Below are 25,526 nucleotides of genomic sequence, written 5' to 3'. Positions count from 1 at the left end.
AGCGACGTCGCGCAAGGTCAGTTGCGCGACAGGACCAGGTTGTCGCGATGGATCATCTCTGATTCCGCCACGTACCCGAGCAAACGCTCAAAGTCGCTCGATGACTTGCGGCACAACAGGCGTGCTTCCGAACTTGCATAGTTGGCCAGGCCGCGCGCAATCTCCTGGCCAGCGCCGTCGCGTACCGCGATCACATCACCGCGAGAGAAGTCGCCTTCAACGGCTGTCATGCCGATCGGCAACAGGCTCTTGCCTTCACCCAGGATCTTTTGCACCGCACCGTCGTCGACCCGCACCGAGCCGCGCAGCTGCAAGTGGTCGGCCATCCAGCGCTTGCGCGCCTGGTTCTTGGGAGTTCCTGCCACCAGGCAGGTGCCGATGGCTTCTCCGGCGCACAGGCGCAGCAGCACCTGCGGTTCACGCCCCCACGCAATGACCGTGGAAGCGCCCGATCCGGCCGCGCGCTTGGCGGCCAGGATCTTGGTGATCATGCCGCCTTTGCCGATGCCGGAACCCGCGCCGCCGGCCATGGTTTCGAGTTCGGGGTCACCAGCCCGGGCCAGATCGACAAACCGCGCGCTCGGGTCGCGCCGAGGGTCGGCCGTGTAGAGCCCCTTCTGGTCGGTGAGGATCACCAGCACATCGGCCTCAACCAGATTGGCGACCAGCGCCCCAAGCGTGTCGTTGTCGCCAAACTTGATTTCGTCGTTCACGACGGTGTCGTTTTCATTGATCACCGGCACCACACCGAGCTGCAGCAATGTCAACAAGGTTGAGCGCGCGTTGAGGTAGCGTTCACGGTCGGCCAGATCGGCGTGCGTCAACAACACCTGGGCACTGCCCACGCCGCAGGCGCTGAGCTTGCTCTCGTACATCTGCACGAGGCCCATCTGGCCCACGGCGGCTGCCGCCTGCAATTCGTTGATCTCTTTCGGGCGCACGCTCCAGCCCAGGCGTTTCATGCCTTCGGCCACAGCGCCGCTGCTGACCATGATCAGCTCAAGGCCTTGCTGCACCAGGGCAGCCAGTTGTTCGCTCCATTGGCCAATGGCCTCTTCGTCCAGGCCCCGGCCTTCGTTGGTAACGAGACTGGAGCCCACCTTGACGACGATGCGCCTGGCGGACTTGAAGACGCCCGCCTGATCCAGGCTGGGGTTCAAACGGGTTTCAACTGCTGCCATGGGCTCGCTTCATCCATTGCGTTGGCGGAGGCGCGGTCTCAAAGACCGCGGGGATCTTCAACAAATCGGGGATCCACGTCCACCGGCGCCTGGTGCGACTGGAACTCCTTGGCCAGGTACTCGTAAACCCCCTGAATCAGGCGCTCACATCCTTCGCGCGTCAGTGCGGAAATTTCGAACACCGGACCCTTGTACTTGAGCCGTTTGACGATGTCCTTGACCAGGGCTTCGCGCTGGTCCATGGGCACCATGTCGAGCTTGTTGAGCACCAGCCAGCGCGGCTTCGCATGCAGCTTGGGATCGAACTTCTTGAGTTCGGCGACGATGGCCTTGGCCTGCACCACGGGGTCCACGCCGGAGTCAAACGGTGCGACATCGAGCATGTGCAGCAACAGGCGTGTGCGCTGCAGGTGACGCAGGAACTGGTGACCAAGGCCCGCACCCTCTGACGCACCTTCGATCAAACCAGGCACGTCGGCGACCACAAAACTCTTCTCAGGCGCCACCCGCACCACCCCCAGGTTGGGATAGAGCGTGGTGAAGGGGTAGTCGGCGATCTTGGGCCGCGCATTCGAGATCGCGGAGATCAGGGTCGACTTGCCGGCATTGGGCATGCCGAGCAGACCCACATCGGCCAGCACCTTGAGTTCCAGCTTGAGGGTGCGCTTTTCCCCCGCCCAACCCGGCGTCTTCTGGCGCGGCGCGCGGTTGGTCGAGCTCTTGTAGTGCATGTTGCCAAAACCACCGTCGCCCCCCTTGGCGATCGTGATCACCTCACCGGGCACCAGCAACTCATGCAGTACCTCGCCGGTTTCGGCGTCGGCAATGATGGTACCCACCGGCATCTTGAGCACAATGTCGTCGCCCTTGACGCCGAACATGTCCGAACCCTTGCCGTGTTCGCCACGCCCTGCTTCAAAACGGCGCGTGTAACGAAAATCGACCAAGGTGTTGAGGCTGGCATCGGCCACCGCCAGCAGGTGACCGCCGCGGCCACCGTCGCCGCCGTCGGGGCCGCCAAATTCTTTGTACTTCTCATGCCGGAACGACGCGCAGCCGTTGCCGCCATCACCGGCGGCGACTTCGATCGTGGCTTCGTCCACAAATTTCATGATCTGTATTCCTGCGAAAAACCAACACAAAAGGCCCGCGTCGGCGGGCCTTTTGCAATCAGGACATCACCCGCGCCTGAAGCACCGCCTGGATTCACAATCCGGCAGCGCCAGGACGCCCCGCCTCAGACGGGCGTGATGCTCACCACGTGACGGTTCAACGCGCCCTTGATGGCGAAGTTGACATGACCGTCGGCTGTGGCAAACAGGGTGTGGTCTTTGCCCACGCCCACGTTCACACCGGGGTGGAACTTGGTACCGCGCTGACGCACGATGATGGAGCCGGAACTGACCAGCTCCCCGCCAAACGCTTTCACGCCGAGCATCTTGGGCTTGGAATCGCGCCCGTTTCGCGTTGAGCCGCCGCCTTTTTTCTGTGCCATGTTGACTTACTCCTCAGGCTGCGATCGACGAAATCTGCAGTTCGGTGAAATTCTGACGGTGACCCTGGCGCTTCTGGTAGTGCTTGCGACGGCGCATCTTGAAGATGTGAACCTTGTCGTGCCTGCCGTGAGCCAGAACCGTGACTGTGACCGTTGCGCCGGAAACCAAGGGAGTGCCCACCTTGATCTCGCTGCCGTTGCCGACAGCCAGAACCTGGTCAAACACGATCTCTTGACCCACATCCGCAGCAATCTGTTCTACTTTAATTTTTTCGCCAGCAGCAACACGATACTGTTTGCCACCGGTTTTTATGACCGCGTACATATGAACCTCTTGAAAAATTTCCACGAATGGAATCTTGGCAGACGAAATTCAGCCAAGCCCAATATTTTAGCATGAATGTTCACCTCATTCAAGCAAAACCCGTCCGTGAGGGCGCGCGGCCTCCATGGCACTCTCTATGACCCAGAACGGCTCCGGTACGGTTTCTATAATCCTTGCCACATCAACCCGCGCCCGGCTCACTGCACGTTCACATCTTGACCCACTCTGAAATCTCCATGAAAAACCCTCTGGACCTTATCCAGGGAGACATGCAACGGGTCGACCAGGTGATTGGCGAACGTCTGACAACCGAAGTTCCTCTGGTCAGAGAGGTCGCCCAGTACATCATTTCAGCCGGTGGAAAGCGCCTGCGTCCAGCGCTCTTGCTGTTGATCAGCGGCGCCCTGGGCAGTCAGAACCCCCATCGCCACACGCTGGCGGCTGTCGTGGAGTTCATCCACACCGCCACCTTGCTGCACGACGATGTGGTGGACGAATCCACGCTGCGACGCGGCCGTCCGACCGCCAACGAACGCTTCGGCAATGCCCCCAGCGTATTGGTGGGCGACTTTCTGTACTCGCGGGCCTTTCAAATGATGGTGGACGTCAACGAGATGCGCGTGATGCAAGTGCTCTCGGATGCCACCAATGTGATTGCAGAAGGCGAGGTGCTGCAATTGGTCAACATGCGTGATGCCTCCCTGGACGAAGCCGCCTACCTGCGCGTCATCCGCTCAAAAACAGCCAAACTCTTCGAAGCCAGTGCCCGGCTCGCGCCCATCCTGGCGGGCTCGGACGTCCGGATCGAGGCGCTGTGCGCCACCTACGGACAAGCGCTGGGTACTGCTTTTCAGGTCATTGACGACGTCCTCGACTACGAAGGCAGCGCAGACCAACTGGGCAAAAACCTCGGCGACGATCTGCGCGAGGGCAAAGTCACGCTGCCCATCATCTGTGCATTGCGCACTGCGACGACCGCCGAGAAAGCGGTACTCCGCAAGGCCATCGAGGAGGGCGACCTCACCCATCTCAGCGATATTCTGAGCATCATTGAGCGAAACGGCGCCCTGGAATCCGCTCGCCAAAGTGCCATGATCGAAGCCCAAAGGGCTATGGACGCGGCGCGCATGCTGCCCGTCAATGACTACAGCGAAGCTTTGCTACAATTGCCCGCTGGCTTGATGGAGCGACGCTCCTGATCCAGGCCAGAGGCGGCACTTCAGCCGCCAGAAGATTGACCTGACAGGTCCATCGGGGTGTAGCTTAGCCAGGTAGAGCGCTACGTTCGGGACGTAGAGGCCGGAGGTTCGAATCCTCTCACCCCGACCAGATTCGGTATCGACACCCAACCGCCGTGGCAAGCTCCTCGGAGGCCGCCACTGGCCGATTCGCAACCTTGATACAACGACCACAGTGCCTGAATCGGAAAATTCAGCACAAGTTGCGTCAATAGTGGCCGGCAAGTCATTGATTTACGATAGATTACAGATCTATGGCGTCTGTTGATACGGTAATCCAGGATTCCTCCACCATGGCTTTGCCCGGCTTGGGGCGTGCTCTCGTGTCTGCGGGAAAACTGGGACAAAAGGCTGCTGAAGACCTTTACAGGAAGACACAAAGCGGTCGAACCACGTTCATTGCGGAACTGATCGGCTCCGGGGCGGTATCTGCCTACGATCTGGCGCACACCATGTCGACCGCGTTTGCGGCACCGCTGCTGGATCTGGATGCCATTGACGTGCAGCGCCTGCCCAAGGATTTGCTGGACGCAAAGATCTGCGCAGACTTTCGTATCGTTGTGCTGAGCAAGCGCAACAACCGTCTCATGGTGGCCACTGCCGATCCAGCGGACCAACAGGCAGCCGAGAAGATCAAGTTCGCCACCCAGATGGGTGTCGACTGGGTGATCGCCGAATTCGACAAGCTCAGCAAGCTGGTGGACGTCCAGTCGACCACGGCCAATGAGTCCATGGACCACATCATTGGCGGTGACTTCGAGTTCGACGAGATGGCGGCCGATGCAGCCGTTGCCGAAACCAGTGACAAAACCCTGACGTCCGAGGTTGACGATGCCCCTGTCGTCAAATTCCTTCACAAGATGCTGCTGGATGCGTTCAACATGCGCGCCTCCGATCTGCATTTTGAGCCCTATGAGCACACCTATCGGGTTCGGTTCCGTATCGACGGTGAGCTCCGGGAAATTGCTTCACCACCGATTGCCATCAAGGACAAGCTGGCCTCGCGCATCAAGGTGATCTCCCGCATGGACATCTCCGAAAAGCGTGTGCCTCAGGACGGTCGGATGAAGCTCAAGGTCGGCCCGGATCGTGTGATCGACTTCCGGGTCAGCTCCTTGCCCACTTTGTTTGGTGAAAAGATCGTGATCCGTATCCTGGATCCCAGCAGCGCCAAAGTGGGCATCGACGCCCTGGGTTACGAGCCAGAAGAAAAAGCGCGCCTGATGGATGCCATCGGGCGCCCCTACGGCATGGTCCTGGTGACCGGACCGACGGGTTCCGGCAAGACCGTTTCGCTCTACACCTGCCTGAACATTCTGAACAAGCCAGGCATCAACATTTCCACCGCGGAAGATCCCTCGGAAATCAACCTGCCCGGCGTCAATCAGGTCAACGTCAACGAAAAAGCCGGCCTGACTTTTGCTGCGGCGCTCAAGGCTTTCCTGCGGCAGGATCCTGACGTGATCATGGTCGGCGAGATCCGGGACCTTGAAACGGCCGACATCTCCATCAAGGCCGCACAAACGGGTCACATGGTGCTGTCTACCCTGCACACCAACGACGCCCCGACCACGCTCACACGCATGATGAACATGGGCATTCCCACGTTCAACATCGCCTCCAGTGTGATCCTGATCACGGCGCAGCGCTTGGCACGCCGGCTCTGTCCAACGTGCAAAGCGCCGCTCGACGTGCCACGCAAAGCGCTGATCGACGCCGGGTTCAAGCCCGAAGACTTGGATGGCAGCTGGACGCCCTACAAACCGGTGGGCTGCTCGGCCTGCAACAACGGCTACAAGGGCCGGGTAGGCATCTACCAGGTCATGCCCATATCTGAAGAAATCCAGCGCATCATCCTCAAGGGTGGCGGTGCACTCGATATCGCGCAGCAGGCAGGCAAAGAAGGTGTGCGGACCCTGCGTGAATCGGGATTGCTCAAGGTAAGGCAAGGCATGACTTCTCTGGAAGAAGTTTTGAGCGTTACCAACGAATAAGTCCGTACAGACCCCAAAACCCGAGGACCACATGGCAACCGCAGCATCCAAAAGCGTCAAGGACTTTGTTTTTGAATGGGAAGGCAAGGACCGCAACGGCAAACAGGTGCGGGGAGAAACCAGAGCCGTTGGCGAAAACCAGGTGCTGGCAGCGCTGCGGCGGCAAGGCATTGTCCCCGGCAAGATCAAAAAGCGGCGAATGAGCTCCGGCAAGCGCATCAAGCCCAAAGACATAGCCATCTTCACCCGGCAACTGGCCACCATGATGAAAGCCGGTGTGCCCTTGCTCCAGTCCTTTGACATCGTGGGCCGGGGCAACCCCAACCCCAGCGTCTCGAAGTTGCTCAATGACATCCGGTCCGACGTCGAAACCGGTACATCGCTGAGCGCGGCATTCCGGAAAAACCCGCTCTATTTCGACAGCCTGTACTGCAACCTGGTTGAAGCGGGTGAAGCCGCCGGTATTCTGGAAGAGTTGCTCGACCGACTGGCGGTCTACATGGAAAAGACCGAGGCCATCAAGTCCAAGATCAAGTCGGCATTGATGTACCCCGTCGCGGTGATCATCGTCGCCTTTGTGGTCGTGGCCGTGATCATGATCTTCGTGATTCCGTCGTTCAAGCAAGTCTTCACCTCCTTCGGTGCCGATCTACCGGGCCCCACGCTGTTCGTCATCGCCATGAGCGAGTTCTTCACCGAATACTGGTGGCTGATTTTTGGTGGCCTGGGCGGAGGCCTTTACTTTTTCATGCAAGCCTGGCGGCGCAACGAAAAGGTCCAGCGTTTCATGGATCGGTTGATGCTCAAGATGCCCATCTTCGGGACCCTGGTTGAAAAATCCGTGATCGCCCGATGGACACGAACCCTTTCGACCATGTTTGCAGCGGGCGTCCCGCTGGTCGAAGCGCTCGATTCTGTCGGTGGTGCATCGGGGAACTCGGTCTATGCCATTGCTACCGACAAGATCCAGCAGGAGGTCTCCACCGGCACCAGCCTGACGAACGCCATGACCAACGCCAACATCTTTCCATCCATGGTCCTGCAGATGTGCGCCATTGGTGAAGAGTCCGGCTCCATCGACCACATGCTGGGCAAGGCAGCCGATTTTTATGAGGCCGAAGTGGACGACATGGTCGCAGGACTGTCCAGTCTGATGGAACCCATCATCATCGTGATTCTGGGCACCATCATCGGCGGCATCGTGGTGTCGATGTATCTGCCGATCTTCAAACTGGGCCAAGTGGTTTGATGCTGATGGTGGAGGCGCTCGACGCCTTGGCGCTGGGCACGCTCGGGCTTCTCGTGGGCAGTTTCTTGAACGTGGTGATCCACCGTCTGCCCAAAATGATGGAGCTGCGATGGGCGGCCGAATGTGCAGAGCTTCAAGGCCATTCATCCGAGGCCCCTCCGACAGCGGAAGCGCCGCCACGCTTCAATCTCATGGTGCCCCGTTCGCGCTGCCCGCATTGTGGCCACCAGATTCGGTGGTTCGAGAACATCCCGGTGTTGAGCTACATCGCCTTGCGCGGTCGATGCGCCAGCTGCGAAGCCCGTATCAGCCCACGGTACCCCCTGATCGAATTGCTCAACGCAGCGCTCTTTGCCTGGTGTGGCTGGCGCTGGGGACTGGGCGCGACCTCGCTGGCCTGGAGTGGTTTTGCTGCGGCCGTCCTGGCGCTGGCATGCATTGACTGGGACACCACGTTGTTGCCAGACGACATCACCCTGCCCCTGCTGTGGGCCGGGCTTTGCGCGGCGGCACTGGGTCTGAGCGGCACCGTCTTGACCGATGCACTCTGGGGGTCGGTGGCTGGCTACCTGTCCCTGTGGATGGTGTATTGGGCCTTCAAACTGGCCACGGGAAAAGAAGGCATGGGTTATGGCGACTTCAAGTTGTTTGCCGCGCTTGGCGCGTGGTTCGGCTGGCAGGCGTTGATCCCCATCATCCTGATGGCTTCGCTCATCGGCGCAGTGATCGGGATCGCCCTCAAAATGTTCAGCCAGTTGCGCGAAGGGGGCTACGTTCCGTTCGGCCCCTTTCTGGCGCTTGCCGGGCTGACGGCCATGATTTCCGGCCCCTCGTCCATTCTCGCCGCCATCGGACTTTGACCATGGCGGCCATGCGACCAGCGCTGCGACTGGGGCTGACGGGCGGTATCGGGAGCGGAAAAAGCACGGTGGCCCAGCTGTTGCAGGAACGCGGCGCCAGCGTGATCGATGCCGATGCCATCTCCAGGGCCTGCACGCAGCGCGGCGGCAGTGCAATGCCCGCCGTGGCGCAATCGTTTGGCCCGGCTTTCATCGCGCAGGACGGTTCACTGGACCGGCAGCGCATGCGCGAACATGTCTTCACGAATCCGGATGCCCGTCGGCTGCTGGAGTCCATCGTGCACCCGCTGGTCGCGCAGGAGATCCAGCGGCAGGCGAAAGCCGCCGCCTCACACTGCCTCGTGTTTGACGTACCGTTGCTCGTGGAATCTGCTCGCTGGCGGCCACAACTGGACCTCGTGCTCGTGGTGGACTGTCACACAGGAACGCAGGTTCGCCGGGTCACCGCCCGCAGTGGGCTGGACTGCTCCGCCATCGATGCCATCATGAAAAGTCAGAGCCCGAGGACGAAGCGGCTCGCGGCAGCAGACCTGGTGATCTTCAATGACGGTAACGAGATCGAACCGTTGCGACAGACAGTCGGGCGGATCGCCGACCAGTTCGGGCTATGATGAAAGTCCTGCAAACCACCGCCTTCTGCAAACCTCCGCCGCCGTGATCCTGTACGAATACCCTTTCAACGAACGCATTCGCACATACCTGCGGCTGGAACACCTGTTCCGGCGACTGGCGGAACTGCTGCCACGCGGCCATCCGCTGGACCACCACTACGCCATCCAGACCATTTTCGAGATCATGGATGTTGCTTCCAGGGCAGACATGAAGTCCGATGTGCTCAAGGACATAGAGCGACACAAACAGCAGCTCAACAGCTACCGCGGCAACCCGGCCATCTCTGAACGGGCGCTGGACGAAGTCATCGCACAGCTCGACACCTGCTTTGCGCAGCTCAACAACCTGCCAGGAAAAACCGGTCTCTCATTGACAGAGAACGACTGGTTGATGAGCATCAGAAGCCGCATCGGCATTCCGGGCGGCACTTGCGAATTTGACCTCCCGGCCTACTTCCACTGGCAACACCGCAGCGTCGAGCAGCGTCAAGCCGATCTGCAGCGCTGGGTCCAGGCGCTCGCTCCCCTGGCAGAAGCGATCGTGCTGCTGTTGAAGATGTTGCGCGATTCGGGTTCACCGCAAAAGGTGGTGGCCCCGGATGGTCAGTTTCAGCAGAACCTGCCTCAAGGTCGAACCTTTCAGTTGCTGCGTCTTGGCATCGATCCCACACTGGGTCTGATTCCAGAAATCAGCGGCAACCGGCTGCTGCTGTCGGTTCGATTGATGTGCCAGGGAGACGATGAACGCCTGCATCCGGCTCAGGAAGATGCGTCATTCGAACTGACCCTCTGTGCCTGAAGCGTCGATGCCGGATTCCGAGTTCCCGGTGAAGACTGTTGTCTGCCCCAGCTGCAACGGGCCCAGCGTCTACGCCCCCAGCAACGTCTACCGACCGTTCTGCTGTGAACGCTGCAAGAACCTGGACCTCGGAGCCTGGGCCAGTGAGCGCTTCACATTGCCGGAACAGATCGTCAACAACGATCCGGATTTTGAGCAGGGTTGACACCGCAGCACCGCACTGACTCAGGCGGCTTGCTCCTCCATCAGCCATTCCAGCACCGGCACCGTGCCGGGCAACACCGGCGAGCAGCGAACGGGCAACTTTTCCCAGCTAAACGCCTGGCGTTCGCGCATGTTCAACTCGCCCGACCAGTCGTGCACCTTGCAAAAGTGCAGCCGAACAAGGGCATGTGGATAGTCCACCAGTTTTTCACGCCAAGGCATTGCGGCGCCGATCATCAACCCGATCTCTTCAATCAACTCGCGGCGCAAGGCCTGCTCGACCGTTTCCCCGACCTCCAGCTTGCCGCCCGGGAACTCCCAATACCCGGCGTACACCTTGCCTTCGGGCCGGCTCGTGAGCAGGAATTCACCGCCCGGGGCAATCAATACCCCGACGGCCACGTCAACGATAGGTCGCGCGGACGACGTGTCACGCGTGCGTTCCGCATCCACCACCAACACCGGATCGTTCATGGATGCATCCCGCTTGGCAATCAGGCGTCGCCCGCAGCGCGGGTGCCCGCGAAGTCCCGCGCGAACTGGTAGGCCACGCGACCACTGCGTGATCCGCGCTCCAGCGCCCAGACCAGTGCGCGCGGCCTGGCCACCTCGATGTCGGCGGCAGAAATGCCGAACGACGCGAGCCACAGGGACACGATGCTCAGGTATTCGTCCTGACTGAACGGGTAGAAGCTCACCCAGAGACCAAAGCGCTCGGACAGGGAAATCTTTTCTTCCACCACCTCGCCCGGATGTACCTCGCCGTCCGCGGTGTGCGTGTAGCTGAGGTTTTCCTTCATGTACTCAGGCAACAGGTGGCGACGGTTGCTGGTGGCATAGATCAAGACGTTCTGCCCGGCGGCAGATACCGAGCCATCCAGAATCGACTTGAGCGCCTTGTAGCCGGGCTCGCCATCTTCGAAGCTGAGGTCATCACAAAACACGATGAAGCGTTCGGGGCAGTCGGCCACCACGTCCACGATATCGGGCAGATCCATCAGATCGGCCTTGTCCACCTCGATCAGGCGCAGACCCTGCCCCCCGTATTCATTGAGGCAGGCCTTGACCAGCGACGACTTGCCGGTACCACGTGCCCCGGTCAGCAACACGTTGTTGGCTGGCAGACCTTTCACGAACTGCAAGGTGTTCCGCTGAACCTTGTCCTTCTGGCCGTCGATTTCCTGCAGGTCGTCCAGACGCATGTGGGCCACATGCCGCACCGGCTCCAGCACGCCGTGACCACTGCTGCGTTTGCGGTAACGGTAGGCCACCGAGGCCGTCCAGTCCGGCGCACCCAGTGGTTGGGGCAGCACCGCTTCGATGCGGGTGATCAGCTGTTCGGCCCGTTCGATCAGGCGTTCAAATTTTTCGTTCATCGCATTGCCTTCAGCGCACAAGGAACCCTTCCAATGACATCGCAAAACCGGCTTTGCCGGGTTGCATATGTCGCCCCCATGAGCGGCTCACGCACAGCGTGGCGGGAGAGGTTCAAGATCTGTAGTCGGCGTTGATCGTCACGTAGTCGTGGCTGAAGTCGCAAGTCCAGACCGTCTCCACCGCCGTCCCGCGGCCGAGACCGATGCGGACCAGGATCTCAGCCTCCTTCATCACACGCTGGCCGTCTTCCTCACGGTAGTCCGGGTGGCGACCGCCCGCCGAGACCACGTGCACGTCGCCGAGATGCAGCTCGATCCGGGTGGCATCCAGGTCGGCAATGCCGGCATACCCGACCGCCGCCAGAATGCGACCGAGGTTTGGATCGCTGGCAAAAAAAGCCGTCTTGACCAGCGGCGAATGGGCCACCGCATAGGCGACCTGCAGACACTCGGCCGACGAGCCTCCGCCTTCAACCCGCACGGTGATGAACTTGGTCGCGCCCTCGCCATCGCGCACGATAGCGTGCGCCAACTGCTGGGCCAGAGGTGTCAATGCGGCCAGCAGGGTTTGCCCGTCCGGGCCGTCCAGATCGGAGACCGCGGTGTTGCCGGCCTGCCCAGTCGCCACGACCACAAAGGAATCGTTGGTCGAGGTGTCGCCATCAACCGTCACCCGGTTGAACGACACATCGGCCAGACGCCGGGCCAGTGCGTTCATCAGCTGCGGAGCCACACAGGCGTCTGTCGCCAAGAAGCCCAGCATGGTGGCCATGTTGGGCCGGATCATGCCGGCACCCTTGGCAATGCCCGAGGCGCTGACGGTGCGCCCTCCGAGTGAGAATTGGCGGCTCGCAGCCTTCGGAACCGTGTCCGTGGTCATGATGCCCTCAGCGGCAAGCAGCCACTGTGCACCTGATGCGCCCGACGCCAGCGCCGCACTCTCCAGCGCCCTCGGAAGGCCAGCCAGCAAGCGATCCAGCGGCAGGGGTTCCATGATCACGCCCGTGGAAAAAGGCAACACCTGCTCGTGACGCAGCCCCAGCGCAAGCGCCGTTGCCACACAGGTCTGACGGGCGTGGGCCAGCCCCGACTCGCCGGTACCTGCGTTGGCATTGCCGGTGTTGATCACCATCGCCCGCACCGCATGACCGGCCGAAAGATGCTCCCGGCAAACCTGCACCGGTGCCGCGGCGTAGCGGTTCTGCGTGAAAACCGCGCCAACCGCTGAACCCTCGTCCAGCAGAAAAACCGTCAGGTCCGTGCGGTTCGCCTTGCGGATGCCCGCCTGTGCGACACCCATGCGCACACCAGGAATCGCCAGCATGTCGCCAGCCACGGGAGGGTCGAGATGAACAGGCATGTGAACTCCGTTGGGTGCCGGTCGGGTGAAAGCGGAAGCTGGAACGGTGTGCCCGCCCAACTCAGGTCAATTGACCGTGACAGTGTTTGTATTTTTTCCCGCTGCCACAGGGGCAGGGTTCGTTGCGCCCCACACGGGGCAGGTCTTGTGCTTTGTCGATCGGGCTGGCAACATTCACGCCACGAATGCTCTCAACCTCGCCGGTTTCGGTGGGGGCGGTGTAGGTCACATTGGCAATCTGCTCGGCCCGTGCCTCCATCAGCTCGGTCTCTTCGGAAATCTGCTCCGCCGATTGCACGCGCACGTTCATGAGAATGCGGCTGACATCGTTCTTCACACTGTCGAGCAACTGACCAAAGAGCACAAAGGCCTCGCGCTTGTATTCCTGCTTGGGCTGTTTCTGCGCGTAGCCGCGCAAATGAATGCCCTGACGCAGGTAGTCGAGCGCCGACAGGTGTTCACGCCATTGGCTGTCGATGGTCTGCAGCAGCACCATGCGCTCAAACTGGGTGAAGTTCTCCTCACCCACCATGCCGACCTTCTGGTCAAACACGCCTTTGGCTGCTACCAGCACACGCTCGACAATTTCTTCAGCATCGATGGACTCTGCATCTGACACCCATGAAGCCACAGGCGCTTCGACCGCCCACTGTTCGCGCAAAATGCGCTCCAGGCCCGGCAGGTCCCACTGCTCTTCCACACTGCCTTCGGGCACGTATTCGCGCACCAGGTCGGTGAAACAGCCATCGCGCAACGAGTCAATCTGGGCGCGCAGACTCTGTGCGTCCAGAATGTCATTGCGCTGCTGGTAGATCACCTTACGCTGGTCGTTCGACACGTCGTCGTATTCGAGCAGCTGCTTGCGGATGTCGAAGTTGCGGGCCTCGACCTTGCGCTGCGCGCTCTCAATGCTTCGTGTGACGATACCGGCTTCGATCGCCTCGCCCTCGGGCATCTTCAGGCGGTCCATGATGGCGCGCACCTTGTCACCGGCGAAGATCCGCATCAGCGAATCGTCCAGGCTCAGGTAAAAGCGCGATGAGCCCGGATCGCCCTGGCGGCCCGATCGGCCACGCAGCTGGTTGTCGATGCGACGGCTTTCGTGGCGCTCGGTGGCAATGATGCGAAGGCCACCCAGCGCCTTGACCTTCTCGTGGTCCAACTGCCACTGCTGGCGCAGGGCTTCGACGCGCGAAGCCTTGGTCGCTTCGTCCAGCGACTCGTCGCCCTCGATGGCTGCTGTCATCTTTTCCAGGTTGCCACCGAGCACGATATCGGTGCCTCGGCCCGCCATGTTGGTGGCGATGGTGATGGCACCAGGACGGCCTGCCTGGACGATGATGTCGGCCTCGCGGGCGTGCTGCTTGGCGTTGAGCACCTCGTGTGGCAGGTTCTCTTTGACCAGCAGCGCGGCGATGATTTCCGAGTTTTCGATCGACGAGGTACCCACCAGCACCGGCTGACCACGCTCGTGGCACTCGCGAATGTCTTCGATGGCGGCGACGTATTTTTCATGCGTCGTCTTGTACACGCGGTCGAGCTGATCGACGCGTTTGCTGATCCGGTTCGGCGGAATCACCACCGTTTCCAGGCCGTAGATTTCCTGGAATTCGTAGGCTTCGGTATCGGCCGTGCCGGTCATGCCCGAGAGCTTGCCGTACAGGCGGAAGTAGTTCTGGAAAGTGATCGATGCCAGCGTCTGATTTTCCGGCTGGATCGCCACGCCCTCCTTCGCCTCCACCGCCTGGTGCAGGCCATCGCTCCAGCGGCGGCCCGACATCAGGCGACCGGTGAACTCGTCCACGATGACAATCTCGCCACCCTGATTCACATAGTGCTGGTCGCGGTGATAGAGGTGGTGCGCCTTGAGCGAGGTCACCAGGTGGTGCATCAGGGCGATGTTGGACGGATCGTAAAGCGAAGCACCTTCGGGCAACAAACCGGCCTGGCCCAGCAGTCGCTCGGCATTCTCGTGGCCTTGCTCGGTCATGTGGATCGAGTGCGCCTTTTCATCCACCGTAAAGTCACCCGGTTTGGTCACACCCTCGCCGGTTCGTGGATCGGCCTCACCTTCCTGGCGGGTCAGGTGCGGAACCAGTTGCTTGATGGCCTGGTACACCTGGGTCTGGTCTTCCGCCTGGCCACTGATGATCAGCGGCGTACGCGCTTCGTCGATCAGGATCGAGTCCACCTCGTCCACGATGGCGTAGTTGAGGCCCCTTTGCACGCGGTCACCGGCCTCGTAGACCATGTTGTCGCGCAGGTAGTCGAACCCGTATTCGTTGTTGGTGCCGTAGGTGATGTCGGCGCCGTAAGCGGCCTGCTTCTCTTCGCGCGGCGCCTGTGGCAGGTTGATGCCCACCGTGAGTCCGAGAAAGGTGTAAAGCTTTCCCATCCACTGAGCATCTCGGCTGGCCAGGTAGTCGTTGACCGTCACCACGTGCACCCCCTTGCCGGTGAGCGCGTTCAGGTACACCGGCAGCGTGGCGGTCAGCGTCTTGCCTTCACCGGTGCGCATTTCGGCCACCTTGCCATGGTGCAATGCCAGGCCACCGACCAGCTGCACGTCGAAGTGACGCATCTTCATCACGCGCTTGCTGGCCTCACGCACCAACGCAAACGCCTCCGGCAACACCGACTCCAACGCCTCACCATCCGCTATGCGGCGCTTGAAGACTTCGGTCTGGGCCTTGATGTCTTCGTCACTGAGTTTTTCGAACTGCGGTTCAAGGCCATTGATCCGCTCCACCGTTTTGCGGTAGGTCTTGAGCAAGCGGTCGTTGCGACTACCAAATATTTTGGTGAGAATGTTTGTGGCCATACATGCGAGCCTGCACCGTCAACGTGTCAACACGTGCCGGACAGGCAAAAGGAAATCGGAGGGCTCTTGCCAGCGAATGCGGCACAAAAGCGGTAAGCCCAGATGTGCCTGCGAATGCTGCTCTTTCAAGAGCAAAGTGGGGATTTTAACTGGCGCACCAAGACGCCTTCAGGGCTTGCGCGGACCTCTCGGCGCCAGCTGTACCGCTGCGAGGTTTTCACCCGCATCCAGGAAGCGCCTGGGATCTTGCACAACCCCCGATACCCAGACCTCAAAGTGCAGATGAGGTCCGGTCGATCGACCCGTAGAGCCAACTTCAGCGATCTTCTGCCCCCGTTTGACGATATCGCCTTTCTTGACGAGCACCCTGGAGGAATGCGCATAACGGGTGATCAGGTCGTTGCCATGATCGATTTCCACCATGTTCCCGTAGGCCGGGTGAACCTCCTGTACCACCACCACCCCACCTGCCGCAGCCAGGATGGGGGTTCCCGTGTCGGCCGGAAAATCCAGCCCCGTGTGCATGGCCGAACGCCCGGTGATGGGATCGATGCGAAAACCGAAGGGGGAACCCACCTGGCCCCGCTTCACCGGCTCTTCGGTGGGCACCATGGTGCGCAGGATCTTCTGATCAAACAGGCGGGATTCCATCACCGTCAGCCAATCGACCCTCGAACCGGTGTTGCGGTCGAGTTGTTCCATGGCCCCCATCAGCTCTTCCACAGTCAATTCACGACTGCCCACCAGTGCTCCCCCAGAGCCCGCGGGAAGCTTGAACTCCTGGGGATTGATGCCCGCAAGGCCAGCCACACGCTCCCCGAGAGATTCAATTTGAACCATGCGGCCTTGCATCTCCCCAAGCTTGCGCGCCATTGCATCCAGGTTCTCGCGCATGTAGATCTCCTTGGAGTCGAGTTCGCCTTGCGACACCAGACGCGCCACAGGACCAAAACCGGGCCAACCCTGGCGAACACCCTCGAGAAAGACCCAATGGTACGCAGCCACTGCGCCCAGCATCATCAAAAGTGACGCGAACGCTCCCATGGCAACCAGCCTGACACCGCTCAGGTGCAGGGCCCGGCTCTTGGCAAGCCAAGCATCCGTGATAATGATGTGCACGTTTCAAACCTTTCTGACGGTAACGGGTCAGTCCCGAGATACCCCATGCCCGACCACCGATTTCAGACCCAGTTCAGCCTGGAACAAGCGGCCAGTGCCGCACCCACGCTGGCTGCGTTGCGCGAACAGATTCGCGAATCCCAGTGGTGCCTGGAACAGATCCAGCACCTGATCCCGGCTGCGCTGCGGCGCCAGGTTCAGGCCGGCCCCATTCATGAAACCGAATGGTGCATGCTGGTCAGCAGCGCGGCTGCCTCTACCAAGCTGCGCCAGTTGCTACCGGCCCTGCAGCAGACGCTCACACATCAAGGCGCACGCATCAGCAACATTCGTATCAAGGTACAGGCACCTCAACGCTGAATCATCCCCACTAAGGGCGCCCTGCCCTGCAACTCCGAAATCCGGACATCCCTTGAATGGTGCCGCTTGTCTGACTCGAACAGACGACCTATCGCTTACAAGGCGAGTGCTCTACCAACTGAGCTAAAGCGGCGGATGTTCAATTCTTAATTTTACTTGACCCGTTTGAGCGTTGGACGCCCACCGCCCTTGTTCGGACCACGGGGAGGCGTTTCATCTGTCGATGCAGACATGCCCTCTGCCGTTGGTTCACTGGGCACCGCACGCAGACTGGCCCGCTCGGGGTCTTCGGATCGAACAGGTGCCAACACCACATCCGACGGGGCAAGGCCGACACGACCACCCGCAACAGGCGCCGGAAACGCCATGCCTTGCCCATTCTCCCGTGCATAGATCGCAACAACGTGATCAATGGGCACCACAATCTCCCGGGCCACACCCCCGAACCGTGCTTTGAACTCGATGAACTCATTGCCCAGCTGCAGCGAACTGGTCGCATCGAAGCTCACATTGAGGACGATCTCGCCATTGTTCACAAAGTCCATAGGCACCTGTACAGACGCGTCCACCTGCACGGCAATGTACGGTGAAAACCCGTTATCGACACACCACTCGTGCAAAGCACGGATAAGGTACGGACGGGTCGAAGGAATGTCCTGATCAGGAAGACTCATGAATGTATGAAGGTCTGTCTCGACAACAGGTCATGGCGAATGCCGCCACAACCCATCACTTGCGCATGACCTTTTCAGAAGGGGTCAGTGCCTCGATGTAGGCCGGACGCGAGAAAATGCGCTCCGAGTACTTGAGCAGCGGCGCTGCGTTCTTGCTCAGTTCAATGCCATAGAAGTCCAGACGCCACAGCAACGGGGCGATGGCTACATCCAGCATCGAGAAGTTGTCACCCAACATGAACTTGTTCTTCAGGAACACCGGTGCGAGCTGGGTCAGGCGGTCGCGGATGTGAGCCCGTGCCTTTTCCAGCGCCTTGTCGTTGCCTTTGGTGCTGCGGTTCTCGAGCACAGACACATGGGCAAACAGCTCTTTTTCGAAGTTCAGCAGGAACAGCCGCACGCGCGCCCGATCCACGGGATCACCGGGCATCAGCTGGGGGTGAGGAAAGCGTTCATCAATGTACTCATTGATGATGTTCGATTCGTACAGAATCAGGTCCCGCTCAACCAGGATGGGCACTTGGCCGTAAGGGTTCATGACGCTGATGTCTTCGGGCTTGTTGTACAGGTCTACATCCCGGATCTCGAAATCCATGCCCTTCTCGAACAGGACAAAGCGGCAGCGGTGGGAATAGGGACAAGTCGTGCCCGAATACAAAACCATCATAGAGGAGTCTCCTTAATGCAAAAACAGTGGTCGACCTGACCGCTCGTGTGCGGCAGCAGGCCAACCACTGTGGATTTTCAGGCCATTCGGATCAAACCGGAAGCCTGAAGCGGTGCGTGAGTTACTTGACGTCTTTCCAGAAAGAGGCATTCAGACGCCATGCCACCACGGTGAACAGCGCCAGAAAGAGCATCACCCAGACGCCCAAGCGCACCCGGGTATTTTGGGCTGGTTCGCCCATCCATTGCAGGTAGGCCACCAGGTCACCCACGTTCTGATCGTATTCAGCTGCGCTCAAGGTGCCAGCTTTGCCCAGCTCCCAGCCCTTGAGGACGTCCACTTCGTGGCCATGGCTGGTCACCTTTTCCATGACGGGCTTGCGCTCGCCCTGGAGCTCCCACAGCGGATGGGGCATGCCGATGTTCGGAAACACCAGGTTGTTCCAGCCAGTGGGCTTGGTTTCGTCGCGGTAATAGCTGCGCAGCAGGGTGTAGAGGTAGTCCGCACCGGAATAACCCGCACCGGAACGCGAGCGCGCGATCACGGTCAGGTCGGGCGGATTGGCACCAAACCACTCTTTCGCCTGGCGGGGATCGATCGACGCCTTCATCGTGTCACCGATCTTGTCGGTGGCAAAGGTCAGGTTCTCCGCGATCTGCTTGTCGGTCAAGCCGATGTCGCGCAGCCGGTTGTAGCGCATGTAGGCTGCCGAATGGCAGCTAAGGCAGTAGTTGACAAAGATCTTGGCGCCGTTTTGCAGGGCCGCCACATCGTTGGTGCGGTTGGGCGCCTTTTCAATCGGAACGCCAAAACCGCCAGCGGCCAGTGCGCTGGCCGAAAGCCCCAGAGCCAGTGCAAAGCCCAGAAGGATTTTTTTCATTTGCTTGATTCTCCGCTTGTGCTGGTGTGTCTCAGTGAGGCTTGAAGTTGATGCGGCTCGGCACCGGCTTGAACTCGCCGAGCCGACTCCACCAGGGCATCAGCAGGAAGAAGCCAAAGTAGAACAGGGTACCGACCTGCGAAACGCGCTCACCCACCGGCGACGGTGGCAGCACACCCAGGTAACCCAGGATCAGGAAGTTGATGACGAACACGGCGTACAACCACTTGTTCCAGCTCGGACGGTAGCGGATCGACTTGACGGGGCTGTTGTCCAGCCAAGGCAGGAAGAACAGGATGATCACTGCGCCACCCATGGCGACCACACCCCAGAACTTGGCGTCAATGGCCATCATCAGCGCCACGAGCACCACGGCACCACCCACCACAGCACCCTTCATGACGAGGCTGAGTTTGGCTTTGGCCACACCCAGCAACGCGCCCAGCAACACGCAGGCAATCAGGGCATACATCATTTCGCTGGTGATCGCACGCAGCATCGAATAGAACGGCGTGAAGTACCAGACCGGCGCAATGTGCAGCGGCGTCACAAGCGGATCGGCCGGGATGAAGTTGTTGAACTCCAGGAAGTAGCCGCCGAACTCGGGCGCAAAGAACACGATCGCCGAGAACACCATCAGGAACAACGACACACCAAAGATGTCGTGCACGCTGTAATAGGGATGGAAGGGAATGCCGTCGACCGGATGGCCATGGGCGTCTCTCGGTGCGCCGGGGCCCTTGATCTCAACGCCATCCGGGTTGTTGGAACCCACTTCGTGCAGCGCAATGATGTGGGCCACCACCAGCCCCAACAGGACCAGAGGCACGGCGATCACGTGGAAGCTGAAGAACCGGTTGAGCGTGGCGTCACCGACCACAAAGTCGCCGCGAATCAGCAAGGCCAAGTCAGGGCCGACGAAGGGAATGGCCGAGAACAGGTTCACGATCACCTGAGCGCCCCAATAGGACATCTGACCCCAAGGCAGCAGGTAACCCATGAAAGCTTCAGCCATGAGCACCAGGAAGATCGCGCAACCGAATACCCAGACCAGTTCACGCGGCTTGCGGTACGAGCCATAGATCAGACCGCGGTACATGTGCAGATAGACCACGATGAAGAACGCCGACGCGCCCGTGGAGTGCATGTAGCGGATCAACCAGCCCCAGGGCACGTCGCGCATGATGTACTCGACCGAGGCGAACGCGAGGTTGGCGTCGGGCTTGTAGTGCATCACCAGAAAGATGCCGGTGACGATCTGGATCACCAGCACCAGCAGCGCCAGCGAGCCGAAGATGTACCACCAGTTGAAGTTTTTTGGTGCGTAGTACTCGGCCATGTGCTCATTGAAGAGCTTGGTCAGAGGGAACCGGTTGTCGATCCAGTTCATCGTTTTCTGGACCAGGGGTGCGTCGGGAGATATTTCTTTGAATTCAGCCATGGGATGCCTCTGTGGTCAGTTGTCTGCTTGCAGGTCGCTGCTTTGCAGCTCAGGCGGTTTTCTCTTCACCCACCAGCAAAGTGGTGTCCGACAGGTAGTAATGCGGCGGCACCTCCAGGTTGTCCGGCGCGGGCTTGTTCTTGAAAACACGTCCCGCCACATCAAATGTGGAACCGTGACACGCACACAGGAAGCCACCCTGCCAGTCGTCTGGCAAAGATGGCTGCGGGCCTGGTGTCAACTTGTCGCCTGGCGAGCAGCCGAGGTGGGTGCAAATGCCCACGGCCACCAGAATTTCGGGCTTGATCGAGCGATGGCGGTTCTTGGCGTATTCGGGCGTCGGATAGGCTTTGCGCTCTGAAGTCGGATCGGCCAGCTGGTCTTCCTGTTTTTCGAGTGCAGCCAGTTGCTCTGGCGTGCGACGCATGATCCACACGGGCTTGCCCCGCCATTCGACCACCCGCTTTTCGCCAGGCAGGAGCGCCGAGATATCCACTTCGATCGCTGCCCCCGCCGCTTTGGCGCGTTCAGAAGGCTGAAATGTGCTCACAAAAGGAACTGCGACGGCCGCTGCTCCCACGCCACCCATGGCGCAGGATGTGATCAGCCAAGTGCGGCGGCTGTTGTCCACAGTCGCATCAACGGTTGCTTCACTCATGGGGATCTTTCAATGACGGTTCTTGACGGAGATACTGGGGGCAACCCTGCATTGTACCGGAGCGCAACAGGGTCATTTTTGACTGCCGAGGTTACTGCGCGGGGTATTGTGATGTGGTGACAGCGACTGGCAGTTGACCTGAATCAGGGGTTGGGACTGAAAGGCGGCATTCACGAACGCCATGATAGAATGCCTTTGACAGGAGCAGGAAACGGCCAGACGGTTTGATCAACCACCTTCAGAGGTACAGGCATGGGCATGATGCAGGAATTCAAGGAGTTTGCCGTCAAGGGCAATGTGATCGACTTGGCGGTTGGTGTGATCATTGGTGGCGCGTTTGGCAAGATCGTCGGCTCGCTGGTGGAAGACGTGATCATGCCGGTCGTGGGATCCGTCTTCGGCAACCTCGATTTCACCAACCTCTACATCGCCCTGGGCACGGTGCCTGAAGGTACTGCGCCCACGCTGGCAGCACTCAAGGAAGCGGGCGTGCCCACCCTGGCCTATGGCAACTTCATCACCGTCGCCATCAATTTTTTCATTCTGGCGTTCATCATTTTCATGATGGTCAAACAAATCAACCGAATGAAGCGCGATGAGTCTGGCGCTCCAGCAGCGCCCGCACCCACGCCGGAAGACGTGGTGTTGCTGCGCGAGATCCGCGACAGCCTGCGCAAATAGACGTCCGCCTGAATACTCACAGGGAGGGGACCGTGTCGACACGGCTCCCTCCCTTTTTCATGTGCGGGTTGAAGCGGTCATTTGCAGAGCGGCATCGATCGCGGCCAACAGGCTGGCAGCACACGCACGCCCGGTTCCAGCCAGATCAAATGCGGTACCGTGGTCAGGGCTTGTGCGTACAAAGGGCAAGCCCAGTGTGGTGTTCACACCGTGCTCCAGCCCCAGCAGCTTCACCGGAATGAGCCCCTGGTCGTGGTACATGGCCACCACCACATCAAAATGACCTTGCCGGGCTCGCATGAACACCGTGTCGGGCGCATGCGGCCCACTGACCTGCATACCTTCTCGCACCGCCTGTTGCACGGCCGGCGCAATGGTGTCCAGCTCCTCCCGCCCAAACAGCCCGCCTTCGCCGGCGTGCGGGTTCAGTCCCGCCACGGCGATGCGCACCAGCGGCAGGCCACACCGGCGGAAATGCGCGTCCGTGATCCGCAGTGTCTGCAAGATGCGCTCAACCGTCACCAAATCCAGCGCCTGCCGCAGCGAAACATGAATGCTCACGAGCACCGTGCGCAAACCGGGACAGCTCAGCATCATGCGCACCGGCAAGTTGTCGATGGACACGCCCAGGTGCGCAGCGGCCAGCGCCTGCAGGAACTCTGTGTGGCCAGGATGTGCCACCCCGGTCGCAGCCAGCGCCTCCTTGTGGATGGGCGCGGTCACCACCGCCCTGGCATCCCCTTTGAGCGCCGCTTCGGCAGCAAACCGGATGCAATCGGCCGCGGCCCTTCCCGCCAGGGCGTCAATCTGCCCCAAGGCCACAGGCCGCTTCAACTCGCAGGTCTGGATGATGGCCACATGGTCAGCAGGAACCCCGCCCCAGTGCCCGAGGTCAGGGATCCGGACAAAAGCCAGTTGCCCAGGACCATCATTTGCATCGGTTGCAAGCGCCGCGCGCTGCAGCGTCGCCATGTCGCCCGCCACCACCAGCTGACGCTGCAGCTCTGGCCGCTCTCGCATGGCCTTCGCAATGATTTCAGGTCCGATGCCCGCCGGATCACCCATGGTCACCAACACAGGGCGGCGAGGTGCGGGAGACGGGTGCTCTGATGATTTCATGCGGTAACCGTGGCTCAGGCCGGATTGGGGATGTCGATAAAAATATGCCGCAAACCAAGCTCTGTGGCGACATGTCCCGCCACAGCCGGTGCCCCGTAACGCTCGGACGCATGGTGCCCGCAGGCGATATAGGCCACGCCGCATTCGCGGGCGTAGTGGGCTTGTGGTTCCGATATTTCGCCGGTGATGAACACGTCAGCGCCGGCCGCAATGGCGGATTCGAAATATCCTTGAGCGCCACCGGTGCAGAGGGCGACGCACTCGATGGGCCGGTCCGGCTCAGCCACCAGCGTGACCGGCCGACCCAGTGCCAAGGCGACATGATCAGCCAGCGCTGACGCAGAGGCCATGGAGCGCAGCCCCAGGAAGCCCAGAGACTGTTCACCAAACCGGTGGTCGGGACCCTCGCGCAGCGCAATACCCAGGTGTCGGGCCAACTGCGCGTTGTTGCCCAGAGTGGGGTGGGCATCAAGCGGCAAATGGTACGCAAACAAGTTGATGTCGTGTGCCAGCAGGCGCGACAGACGTTGCTTCATCCATCCGGTGACCCGCCCATCCTGCCCTCGCCAGAAAAGACCATGATGAACCAGGATGGCATCGGCGTTCTCCGCGATGGCCGCGTCGATCAAGGCCAGACTCGCGGTGACACCGGAAACCAGTTTCCGAACTTCAGCCCGCCCCTCCACCTGCAGACCGTTGGGGCCATGGTCGCGAAACAACGCAGGCTGCAGGAGTTCGTCAAAAGACGCCAGCAAGGCCGCGCGAGTTACGTGGGAATCTGGAGGGTTCATAAACAGGGAGTCAACAAGGAGTCAAAACTGGCAAACGCACGATATGTCTGCCAAGCACTGACCTTATTCTGACAGCCCCTGTGTGGAGCAGCGCCCTGGTGACGGGTCGCGCTCAAATGCGCGAAAACTCAGCGCTGGGAACCCTGCGCGCGCTCGGCTTCAGAGATCTTTCGCATGAAAAAGCGGTAAAACCAGATCGCCATACCGATCATGAAAATGATGCCGGCGATGCTGAACAGGCCGTAGTCGGTTGAAAAAAGATCCACCATGGCTTTCATTGTGTGCTCCATTCCTTGCGTGATAGGCCGCCATTGCAACCGTTGCGGGCATCCCCCGCCTTGACGTGCATCAAACCGGTTGAACTCTGAACCCAAGATGCCATATGCAGCACAATCAGGTCAAGCGGGATGGCCCACACTCAGGTGCCTGCGACCCAAGACTTGTACACACTGATCCGACATGAAACGACTCTGGCTGGTTTTTGCCCAATCCGTGACCGTGCTGCTGGCAGCCTTTTTTGTGGTTGCCACACTCAAACCCGAGTGGCTGAACCGCAAGCCCACATTCACTTCAGTGGTCCCAGTGCTGGAAGCCCCTGCACCCAGGATTTCCCTGCCTGCGACCAACAGCTTCAGCGCTGCTGCGCGAGCTGCATCGCCCGCGGTGGTGAGTATCAACACCAGCAAAGCAGCCGAAGCCGGGAGCCCGAATGCAGACCCCTGGTTCCGCTTCTTTTTCGGCGAACAGGGCAAGGCACAGCCCCAGGCGGGTCTGGGTTCGGGTGTGATCGTCAGCCCTGCGGGCTACATCCTGACGAACAACCATGTGATTGAAGAAGCCGACCAGATCGAGGTCATCCTCAACGATGGTCGAAAAAGCGCAGCACAGGTGATTGGGACCGATCCCGAAACCGATCTGGCGATTCTGAAGGTCGACCTGAAGGAACTGCCGGTGATCACACTGGGAGATTCCGACGCCCTTTCCATCGGCGATCAGGTGCTGGCCATCGGCAATCCTTTCGGTGTGGGGCAAACCGTGACCAGCGGCATCGTCAGCGCACTGGGGCGCACGCAGCTTGGCATCAACACCTTTGAAAACTTCATCCAGACCGATGCGGCCATCAACCCGGGCAACTCGGGCGGTGCGCTGGTGGACATCAATGGCCACCTGATGGGCATCAACACCGCCATCTACTCGCGCTCGGGGGGGTCCATGGGCATCGGTTTTGCCATCCCGACTTCAACCGCGCGCAGTGTCCTGGATGCCATCGTGCGCGACGGTCAGGTCACTCGCGGCTGGATCGGTGTGGAGCCTCAGGACCTGACCCCGGAACTGGCCGAAAGTTTTGGCCTGTCGTCTGGCACTGGCGTCATCATCACGGGCGTCTTGCAGAATGGCCCGGCTGCCCAGGCAGGCATCCGCCCTGGGGATGTGATCGTTGGCGTGGCGGGTCGCGATGTCACCAATGTGGCACAACTGCTGTCTGCTGTGGCCGGGCTTCAACCGGGCACACCGGCCACATTGGATGTGGTGCGCAAGGACGGCAAAAGCCGCATTGACATCACCCCGGGGAAGCGCACACCGCCACCCAGGCCGGTCGAGTGAATCCGAAGCTCGGAACCC

At 60.4% G+C, this 25,526-nt stretch carries 27 protein-coding genes and 2 tRNA genes; 11 read left to right on the top strand and 18 right to left on the bottom strand.

The genetic code is table 11. The features are described 5' to 3' along the window. Nucleotides 1-17: 17 nt before the first annotated feature. The 4 genes from proB to rplU form a co-directional block, all read right to left on the bottom strand. Nucleotides 18-1,181 (bottom strand): glutamate 5-kinase, encoded by a 1,164-nt coding sequence (gene proB / locus AC23D4_RS19180; protein WP_472889177.1) that lies wholly within the window; start codon nt 1,179-1,181, stop codon nt 18-20. A gap of 38 nt (nt 1,182-1,219) precedes the next feature. Beyond that, on the bottom strand, nt 1,220-2,293 hold the full coding sequence (cgtA, locus tag AC23D4_RS19175; RefSeq protein ID WP_472889176.1) for an Obg family GTPase CgtA: 1,074 nt from the start codon (nt 2,291-2,293) through the stop codon (nt 1,220-1,222). Nucleotides 2,294-2,418: 125 nt separating this feature from the next. Continuing rightward, entirely contained in the window at nt 2,419-2,676 is a 258-nt protein-coding gene (gene rpmA, locus AC23D4_RS19170) for a 50S ribosomal protein L27 (protein ID WP_472889175.1), read from the bottom strand. Between the two features lie 13 nt (nt 2,677-2,689). Next, entirely contained in the window at nt 2,690-3,001 is a 312-nt protein-coding gene (gene rplU, locus AC23D4_RS19165) for a 50S ribosomal protein L21 (protein WP_177133160.1), read from the bottom strand. A 236-nt stretch (nt 3,002-3,237) separates the two neighbouring features. On the opposite strand from rplU, the gene AC23D4_RS19160 reads away from it, so the two are divergent. The 8 genes from AC23D4_RS19160 to AC23D4_RS19125 all read left to right on the top strand — a co-directional run bounded on the left by AC23D4_RS19160 (nt 3,238) and on the right by AC23D4_RS19125 (nt 9,957). Then, a complete protein-coding gene (locus tag AC23D4_RS19160) occupies nt 3,238-4,200 on the top strand; it encodes a polyprenyl synthetase family protein (RefSeq protein WP_472889174.1) in 963 nt (320 codons plus the stop codon). Nucleotides 4,201-4,253: 53 nt separating this feature from the next. Then, nucleotides 4,254-4,330: transfer RNA gene (locus AC23D4_RS19155), tRNA-Pro, on the top strand. A 163-nt stretch (nt 4,331-4,493) separates the two neighbouring features. Next, a complete protein-coding gene (pilB, locus tag AC23D4_RS19150) occupies nt 4,494-6,233 on the top strand; it encodes a type IV-A pilus assembly ATPase PilB (RefSeq protein ID WP_472889173.1) in 1,740 nt (579 codons plus the stop codon). A gap of 31 nt (nt 6,234-6,264) precedes the next feature. Further along, nucleotides 6,265-7,482 carry a type II secretion system F family protein gene (locus AC23D4_RS19145; protein ID WP_472889172.1) on the top strand — a complete coding sequence of 406 codons (1,218 nt, stop codon included), beginning with the start codon at nt 6,265-6,267 and terminating at the stop codon, nt 7,480-7,482. After that, nucleotides 7,482-8,342 carry a prepilin peptidase gene (locus AC23D4_RS19140; RefSeq protein WP_472889171.1) on the top strand — a complete coding sequence of 287 codons (861 nt, stop codon included), beginning with the start codon at nt 7,482-7,484 and terminating at the stop codon, nt 8,340-8,342. Before AC23D4_RS19145 ends, AC23D4_RS19140 begins: the two co-directional genes overlap by 1 nt. Before the next feature lie 2 nt (nt 8,343-8,344). Then, a complete protein-coding gene (gene coaE / locus AC23D4_RS19135; RefSeq protein ID WP_472889170.1) occupies nt 8,345-8,953 on the top strand; it encodes a dephospho-CoA kinase in 609 nt (202 codons plus the stop codon). 43 nt (nt 8,954-8,996) lie between these two features. Continuing rightward, nucleotides 8,997-9,752, top strand: a complete 756-nt coding sequence (zapD, locus tag AC23D4_RS19130) for a cell division protein ZapD (RefSeq protein ID WP_472889169.1) — start codon at nt 8,997-8,999, stop codon at nt 9,750-9,752. Between the two features lie 7 nt (nt 9,753-9,759). Then, nucleotides 9,760-9,957: a DNA gyrase inhibitor YacG gene (locus AC23D4_RS19125; RefSeq protein WP_472889168.1), complete on the top strand. Its 198-nt coding sequence runs from the start codon at nt 9,760-9,762 to the stop codon at nt 9,955-9,957. Nucleotides 9,958-9,977: 20 nt separating this feature from the next. On the opposite strand, the gene AC23D4_RS19120 is transcribed toward AC23D4_RS19125, so the two are convergent. The 5 genes from AC23D4_RS19120 to AC23D4_RS19100 all read right to left on the bottom strand — a co-directional run bounded on the left by AC23D4_RS19120 (nt 9,978) and on the right by AC23D4_RS19100 (nt 16,632). Beyond that, nucleotides 9,978-10,430, bottom strand: a complete 453-nt coding sequence (locus AC23D4_RS19120; protein WP_472889167.1) for an NUDIX domain-containing protein — start codon at nt 10,428-10,430, stop codon at nt 9,978-9,980. Nucleotides 10,431-10,450: 20 nt separating this feature from the next. Next, nucleotides 10,451-11,332: an ATP-binding protein gene (locus tag AC23D4_RS19115; RefSeq protein ID WP_472889166.1), complete on the bottom strand. Its 882-nt coding sequence runs from the start codon at nt 11,330-11,332 to the stop codon at nt 10,451-10,453. A 112-nt stretch (nt 11,333-11,444) separates the two neighbouring features. Next, nucleotides 11,445-12,692 (bottom strand): bifunctional glutamate N-acetyltransferase/amino-acid acetyltransferase ArgJ, encoded by a 1,248-nt coding sequence (gene argJ, locus AC23D4_RS19110; RefSeq protein WP_472889165.1) that lies wholly within the window; start codon nt 12,690-12,692, stop codon nt 11,445-11,447. A gap of 61 nt (nt 12,693-12,753) precedes the next feature. Beyond that, complete coding sequence (gene secA / locus AC23D4_RS19105) at nt 12,754-15,513, bottom strand: preprotein translocase subunit SecA (RefSeq protein WP_472889164.1); 2,760 nt, start codon at nt 15,511-15,513, stop codon at nt 12,754-12,756. A 168-nt stretch (nt 15,514-15,681) separates the two neighbouring features. Next, nucleotides 15,682-16,632, bottom strand: a complete 951-nt coding sequence (locus tag AC23D4_RS19100; protein WP_472889163.1) for a M23 family metallopeptidase — start codon at nt 16,630-16,632, stop codon at nt 15,682-15,684. A gap of 45 nt (nt 16,633-16,677) precedes the next feature. On the opposite strand from AC23D4_RS19100, the gene AC23D4_RS19095 reads away from it, so the two are divergent. Next, nucleotides 16,678-16,992 (top strand): hypothetical protein, encoded by a 315-nt coding sequence (locus AC23D4_RS19095; RefSeq protein WP_472889162.1) that lies wholly within the window; start codon nt 16,678-16,680, stop codon nt 16,990-16,992. Between the two features lie 57 nt (nt 16,993-17,049). On the opposite strand, the gene AC23D4_RS19090 is transcribed toward AC23D4_RS19095, so the two are convergent. The 6 genes from AC23D4_RS19090 to petA all read right to left on the bottom strand — a co-directional run bounded on the left by AC23D4_RS19090 (nt 17,050) and on the right by petA (nt 21,312). Further along, nucleotides 17,050-17,125: transfer RNA gene (locus AC23D4_RS19090), tRNA-Thr, on the bottom strand. A 19-nt stretch (nt 17,126-17,144) separates the two neighbouring features. Beyond that, nucleotides 17,145-17,666: a ClpXP protease specificity-enhancing factor gene (locus AC23D4_RS19085; RefSeq protein WP_472889161.1), complete on the bottom strand. Its 522-nt coding sequence runs from the start codon at nt 17,664-17,666 to the stop codon at nt 17,145-17,147. A gap of 55 nt (nt 17,667-17,721) precedes the next feature. After that, the gene (locus AC23D4_RS19080; protein WP_305360226.1) at nt 17,722-18,333 is read right to left on the bottom strand and encodes a glutathione S-transferase N-terminal domain-containing protein; all 612 of its coding nucleotides are present in this window, start codon (nt 18,331-18,333) and stop codon (nt 17,722-17,724) included. A 121-nt stretch (nt 18,334-18,454) separates the two neighbouring features. After that, nucleotides 18,455-19,213 carry a cytochrome c1 gene (locus tag AC23D4_RS19075; RefSeq protein ID WP_472889160.1) on the bottom strand — a complete coding sequence of 253 codons (759 nt, stop codon included), beginning with the start codon at nt 19,211-19,213 and terminating at the stop codon, nt 18,455-18,457. A gap of 31 nt (nt 19,214-19,244) precedes the next feature. Beyond that, nucleotides 19,245-20,654: a cytochrome b gene (locus AC23D4_RS19070; RefSeq protein ID WP_472889159.1), complete on the bottom strand. Its 1,410-nt coding sequence runs from the start codon at nt 20,652-20,654 to the stop codon at nt 19,245-19,247. Nucleotides 20,655-20,703: 49 nt separating this feature from the next. Further along, nucleotides 20,704-21,312 carry a ubiquinol-cytochrome c reductase iron-sulfur subunit gene (petA, locus tag AC23D4_RS19065; RefSeq protein WP_472889158.1) on the bottom strand — a complete coding sequence of 203 codons (609 nt, stop codon included), beginning with the start codon at nt 21,310-21,312 and terminating at the stop codon, nt 20,704-20,706. Between the two features lie 252 nt (nt 21,313-21,564). Here petA and mscL point away from each other — a divergent pair, with 252 nt between their 5' ends. Further along, nucleotides 21,565-21,993: a large conductance mechanosensitive channel protein MscL gene (mscL, locus tag AC23D4_RS19060; protein WP_472889157.1), complete on the top strand. Its 429-nt coding sequence runs from the start codon at nt 21,565-21,567 to the stop codon at nt 21,991-21,993. Nucleotides 21,994-22,050: 57 nt separating this feature from the next. Here mscL and pdxA read toward each other — a convergent pair whose 3' ends face one another. From pdxA to AC23D4_RS19045, 3 genes are all read right to left on the bottom strand, one after another. Next, nucleotides 22,051-23,058 carry a 4-hydroxythreonine-4-phosphate dehydrogenase PdxA gene (gene pdxA / locus AC23D4_RS19055; protein WP_472889156.1) on the bottom strand — a complete coding sequence of 336 codons (1,008 nt, stop codon included), beginning with the start codon at nt 23,056-23,058 and terminating at the stop codon, nt 22,051-22,053. A 68-nt stretch (nt 23,059-23,126) separates the two neighbouring features. Then, entirely contained in the window at nt 23,127-23,903 is a 777-nt protein-coding gene (locus AC23D4_RS19050) for a Nif3-like dinuclear metal center hexameric protein (RefSeq protein WP_472889155.1), read from the bottom strand. A 128-nt stretch (nt 23,904-24,031) separates the two neighbouring features. Then, nucleotides 24,032-24,277: a DUF3149 domain-containing protein gene (locus AC23D4_RS19045; RefSeq protein ID WP_487623647.1), complete on the bottom strand. Its 246-nt coding sequence runs from the start codon at nt 24,275-24,277 to the stop codon at nt 24,032-24,034. A gap of 85 nt (nt 24,278-24,362) precedes the next feature. Here AC23D4_RS19045 and AC23D4_RS19040 point away from each other — a divergent pair, with 85 nt between their 5' ends. Further along, nucleotides 24,363-25,508: a S1C family serine protease gene (locus AC23D4_RS19040; RefSeq protein ID WP_472889153.1), complete on the top strand. Its 1,146-nt coding sequence runs from the start codon at nt 24,363-24,365 to the stop codon at nt 25,506-25,508. Nucleotides 25,509-25,526: the final 18 nt, after the last annotated feature.

It is taken from the genome of Hydrogenophaga sp. L76, assembly GCF_057654755.1.
This window is presented reverse-complemented; position numbering and strand designations above follow the sequence as displayed.

Excerpts from the sequence above, each read along its gene's own strand:
- proB (WP_472889177.1), bottom strand. The coding sequence starts at position 1,181 with ATGGCAGCAGTTGAAACCCGTTTGAACCCCAGCCTGGATCAGGCGGGC.
- AC23D4_RS19095 (WP_472889162.1), top strand. The coding sequence starts at position 16,678 with ATGCCCGACCACCGATTTCAGACCCAGTTCAGCCTGGAACAAGCGGCC.
- AC23D4_RS19070 (WP_472889159.1), bottom strand. The coding sequence starts at position 20,654 with ATGGCTGAATTCAAAGAAATATCTCCCGACGCACCCCTGGTCCAGAAA.
- AC23D4_RS19075 (WP_472889160.1), bottom strand. The coding sequence starts at position 19,213 with ATGAAAAAAATCCTTCTGGGCTTTGCACTGGCTCTGGGGCTTTCGGCC.
- petA (WP_472889158.1), bottom strand. The coding sequence starts at position 21,312 with ATGAGTGAAGCAACCGTTGATGCGACTGTGGACAACAGCCGCCGCACT.
- AC23D4_RS19080 (WP_305360226.1), bottom strand. The coding sequence starts at position 18,333 with ATGATGGTTTTGTATTCGGGCACGACTTGTCCCTATTCCCACCGCTGC.
- secA (WP_472889164.1), bottom strand. The coding sequence starts at position 15,513 with ATGGCCACAAACATTCTCACCAAAATATTTGGTAGTCGCAACGACCGC.
- rpmA (WP_472889175.1), bottom strand. The coding sequence starts at position 2,676 with ATGGCACAGAAAAAAGGCGGCGGCTCAACGCGAAACGGGCGCGATTCC.
- AC23D4_RS19160 (WP_472889174.1), top strand. The coding sequence starts at position 3,238 with ATGAAAAACCCTCTGGACCTTATCCAGGGAGACATGCAACGGGTCGAC.
- AC23D4_RS19125 (WP_472889168.1), top strand. The coding sequence starts at position 9,760 with ATGCCGGATTCCGAGTTCCCGGTGAAGACTGTTGTCTGCCCCAGCTGC.
- AC23D4_RS19120 (WP_472889167.1), bottom strand. The coding sequence starts at position 10,430 with ATGAACGATCCGGTGTTGGTGGTGGATGCGGAACGCACGCGTGACACG.
- coaE (WP_472889170.1), top strand. The coding sequence starts at position 8,345 with ATGGCGGCCATGCGACCAGCGCTGCGACTGGGGCTGACGGGCGGTATC.
- argJ (WP_472889165.1), bottom strand. The coding sequence starts at position 12,692 with ATGCCTGTTCATCTCGACCCTCCCGTGGCTGGCGACATGCTGGCGATT.
- rplU (WP_177133160.1), bottom strand. The coding sequence starts at position 3,001 with ATGTACGCGGTCATAAAAACCGGTGGCAAACAGTATCGTGTTGCTGCT.
- AC23D4_RS19085 (WP_472889161.1), bottom strand. The coding sequence starts at position 17,666 with ATGAGTCTTCCTGATCAGGACATTCCTTCGACCCGTCCGTACCTTATC.
- mscL (WP_472889157.1), top strand. The coding sequence starts at position 21,565 with ATGGGCATGATGCAGGAATTCAAGGAGTTTGCCGTCAAGGGCAATGTG.
- AC23D4_RS19140 (WP_472889171.1), top strand. The coding sequence starts at position 7,482 with ATGCTGATGGTGGAGGCGCTCGACGCCTTGGCGCTGGGCACGCTCGGG.
- pdxA (WP_472889156.1), bottom strand. The coding sequence starts at position 23,058 with ATGGGTGATCCGGCGGGCATCGGACCTGAAATCATTGCGAAGGCCATG.
- AC23D4_RS19050 (WP_472889155.1), bottom strand. The coding sequence starts at position 23,903 with ATGAACCCTCCAGATTCCCACGTAACTCGCGCGGCCTTGCTGGCGTCT.
- AC23D4_RS19040 (WP_472889153.1), top strand. The coding sequence starts at position 24,363 with ATGAAACGACTCTGGCTGGTTTTTGCCCAATCCGTGACCGTGCTGCTG.
- pilB (WP_472889173.1), top strand. The coding sequence starts at position 4,494 with ATGGCGTCTGTTGATACGGTAATCCAGGATTCCTCCACCATGGCTTTG.
- cgtA (WP_472889176.1), bottom strand. The coding sequence starts at position 2,293 with ATGAAATTTGTGGACGAAGCCACGATCGAAGTCGCCGCCGGTGATGGC.
- AC23D4_RS19145 (WP_472889172.1), top strand. The coding sequence starts at position 6,265 with ATGGCAACCGCAGCATCCAAAAGCGTCAAGGACTTTGTTTTTGAATGG.
- AC23D4_RS19115 (WP_472889166.1), bottom strand. The coding sequence starts at position 11,332 with ATGAACGAAAAATTTGAACGCCTGATCGAACGGGCCGAACAGCTGATC.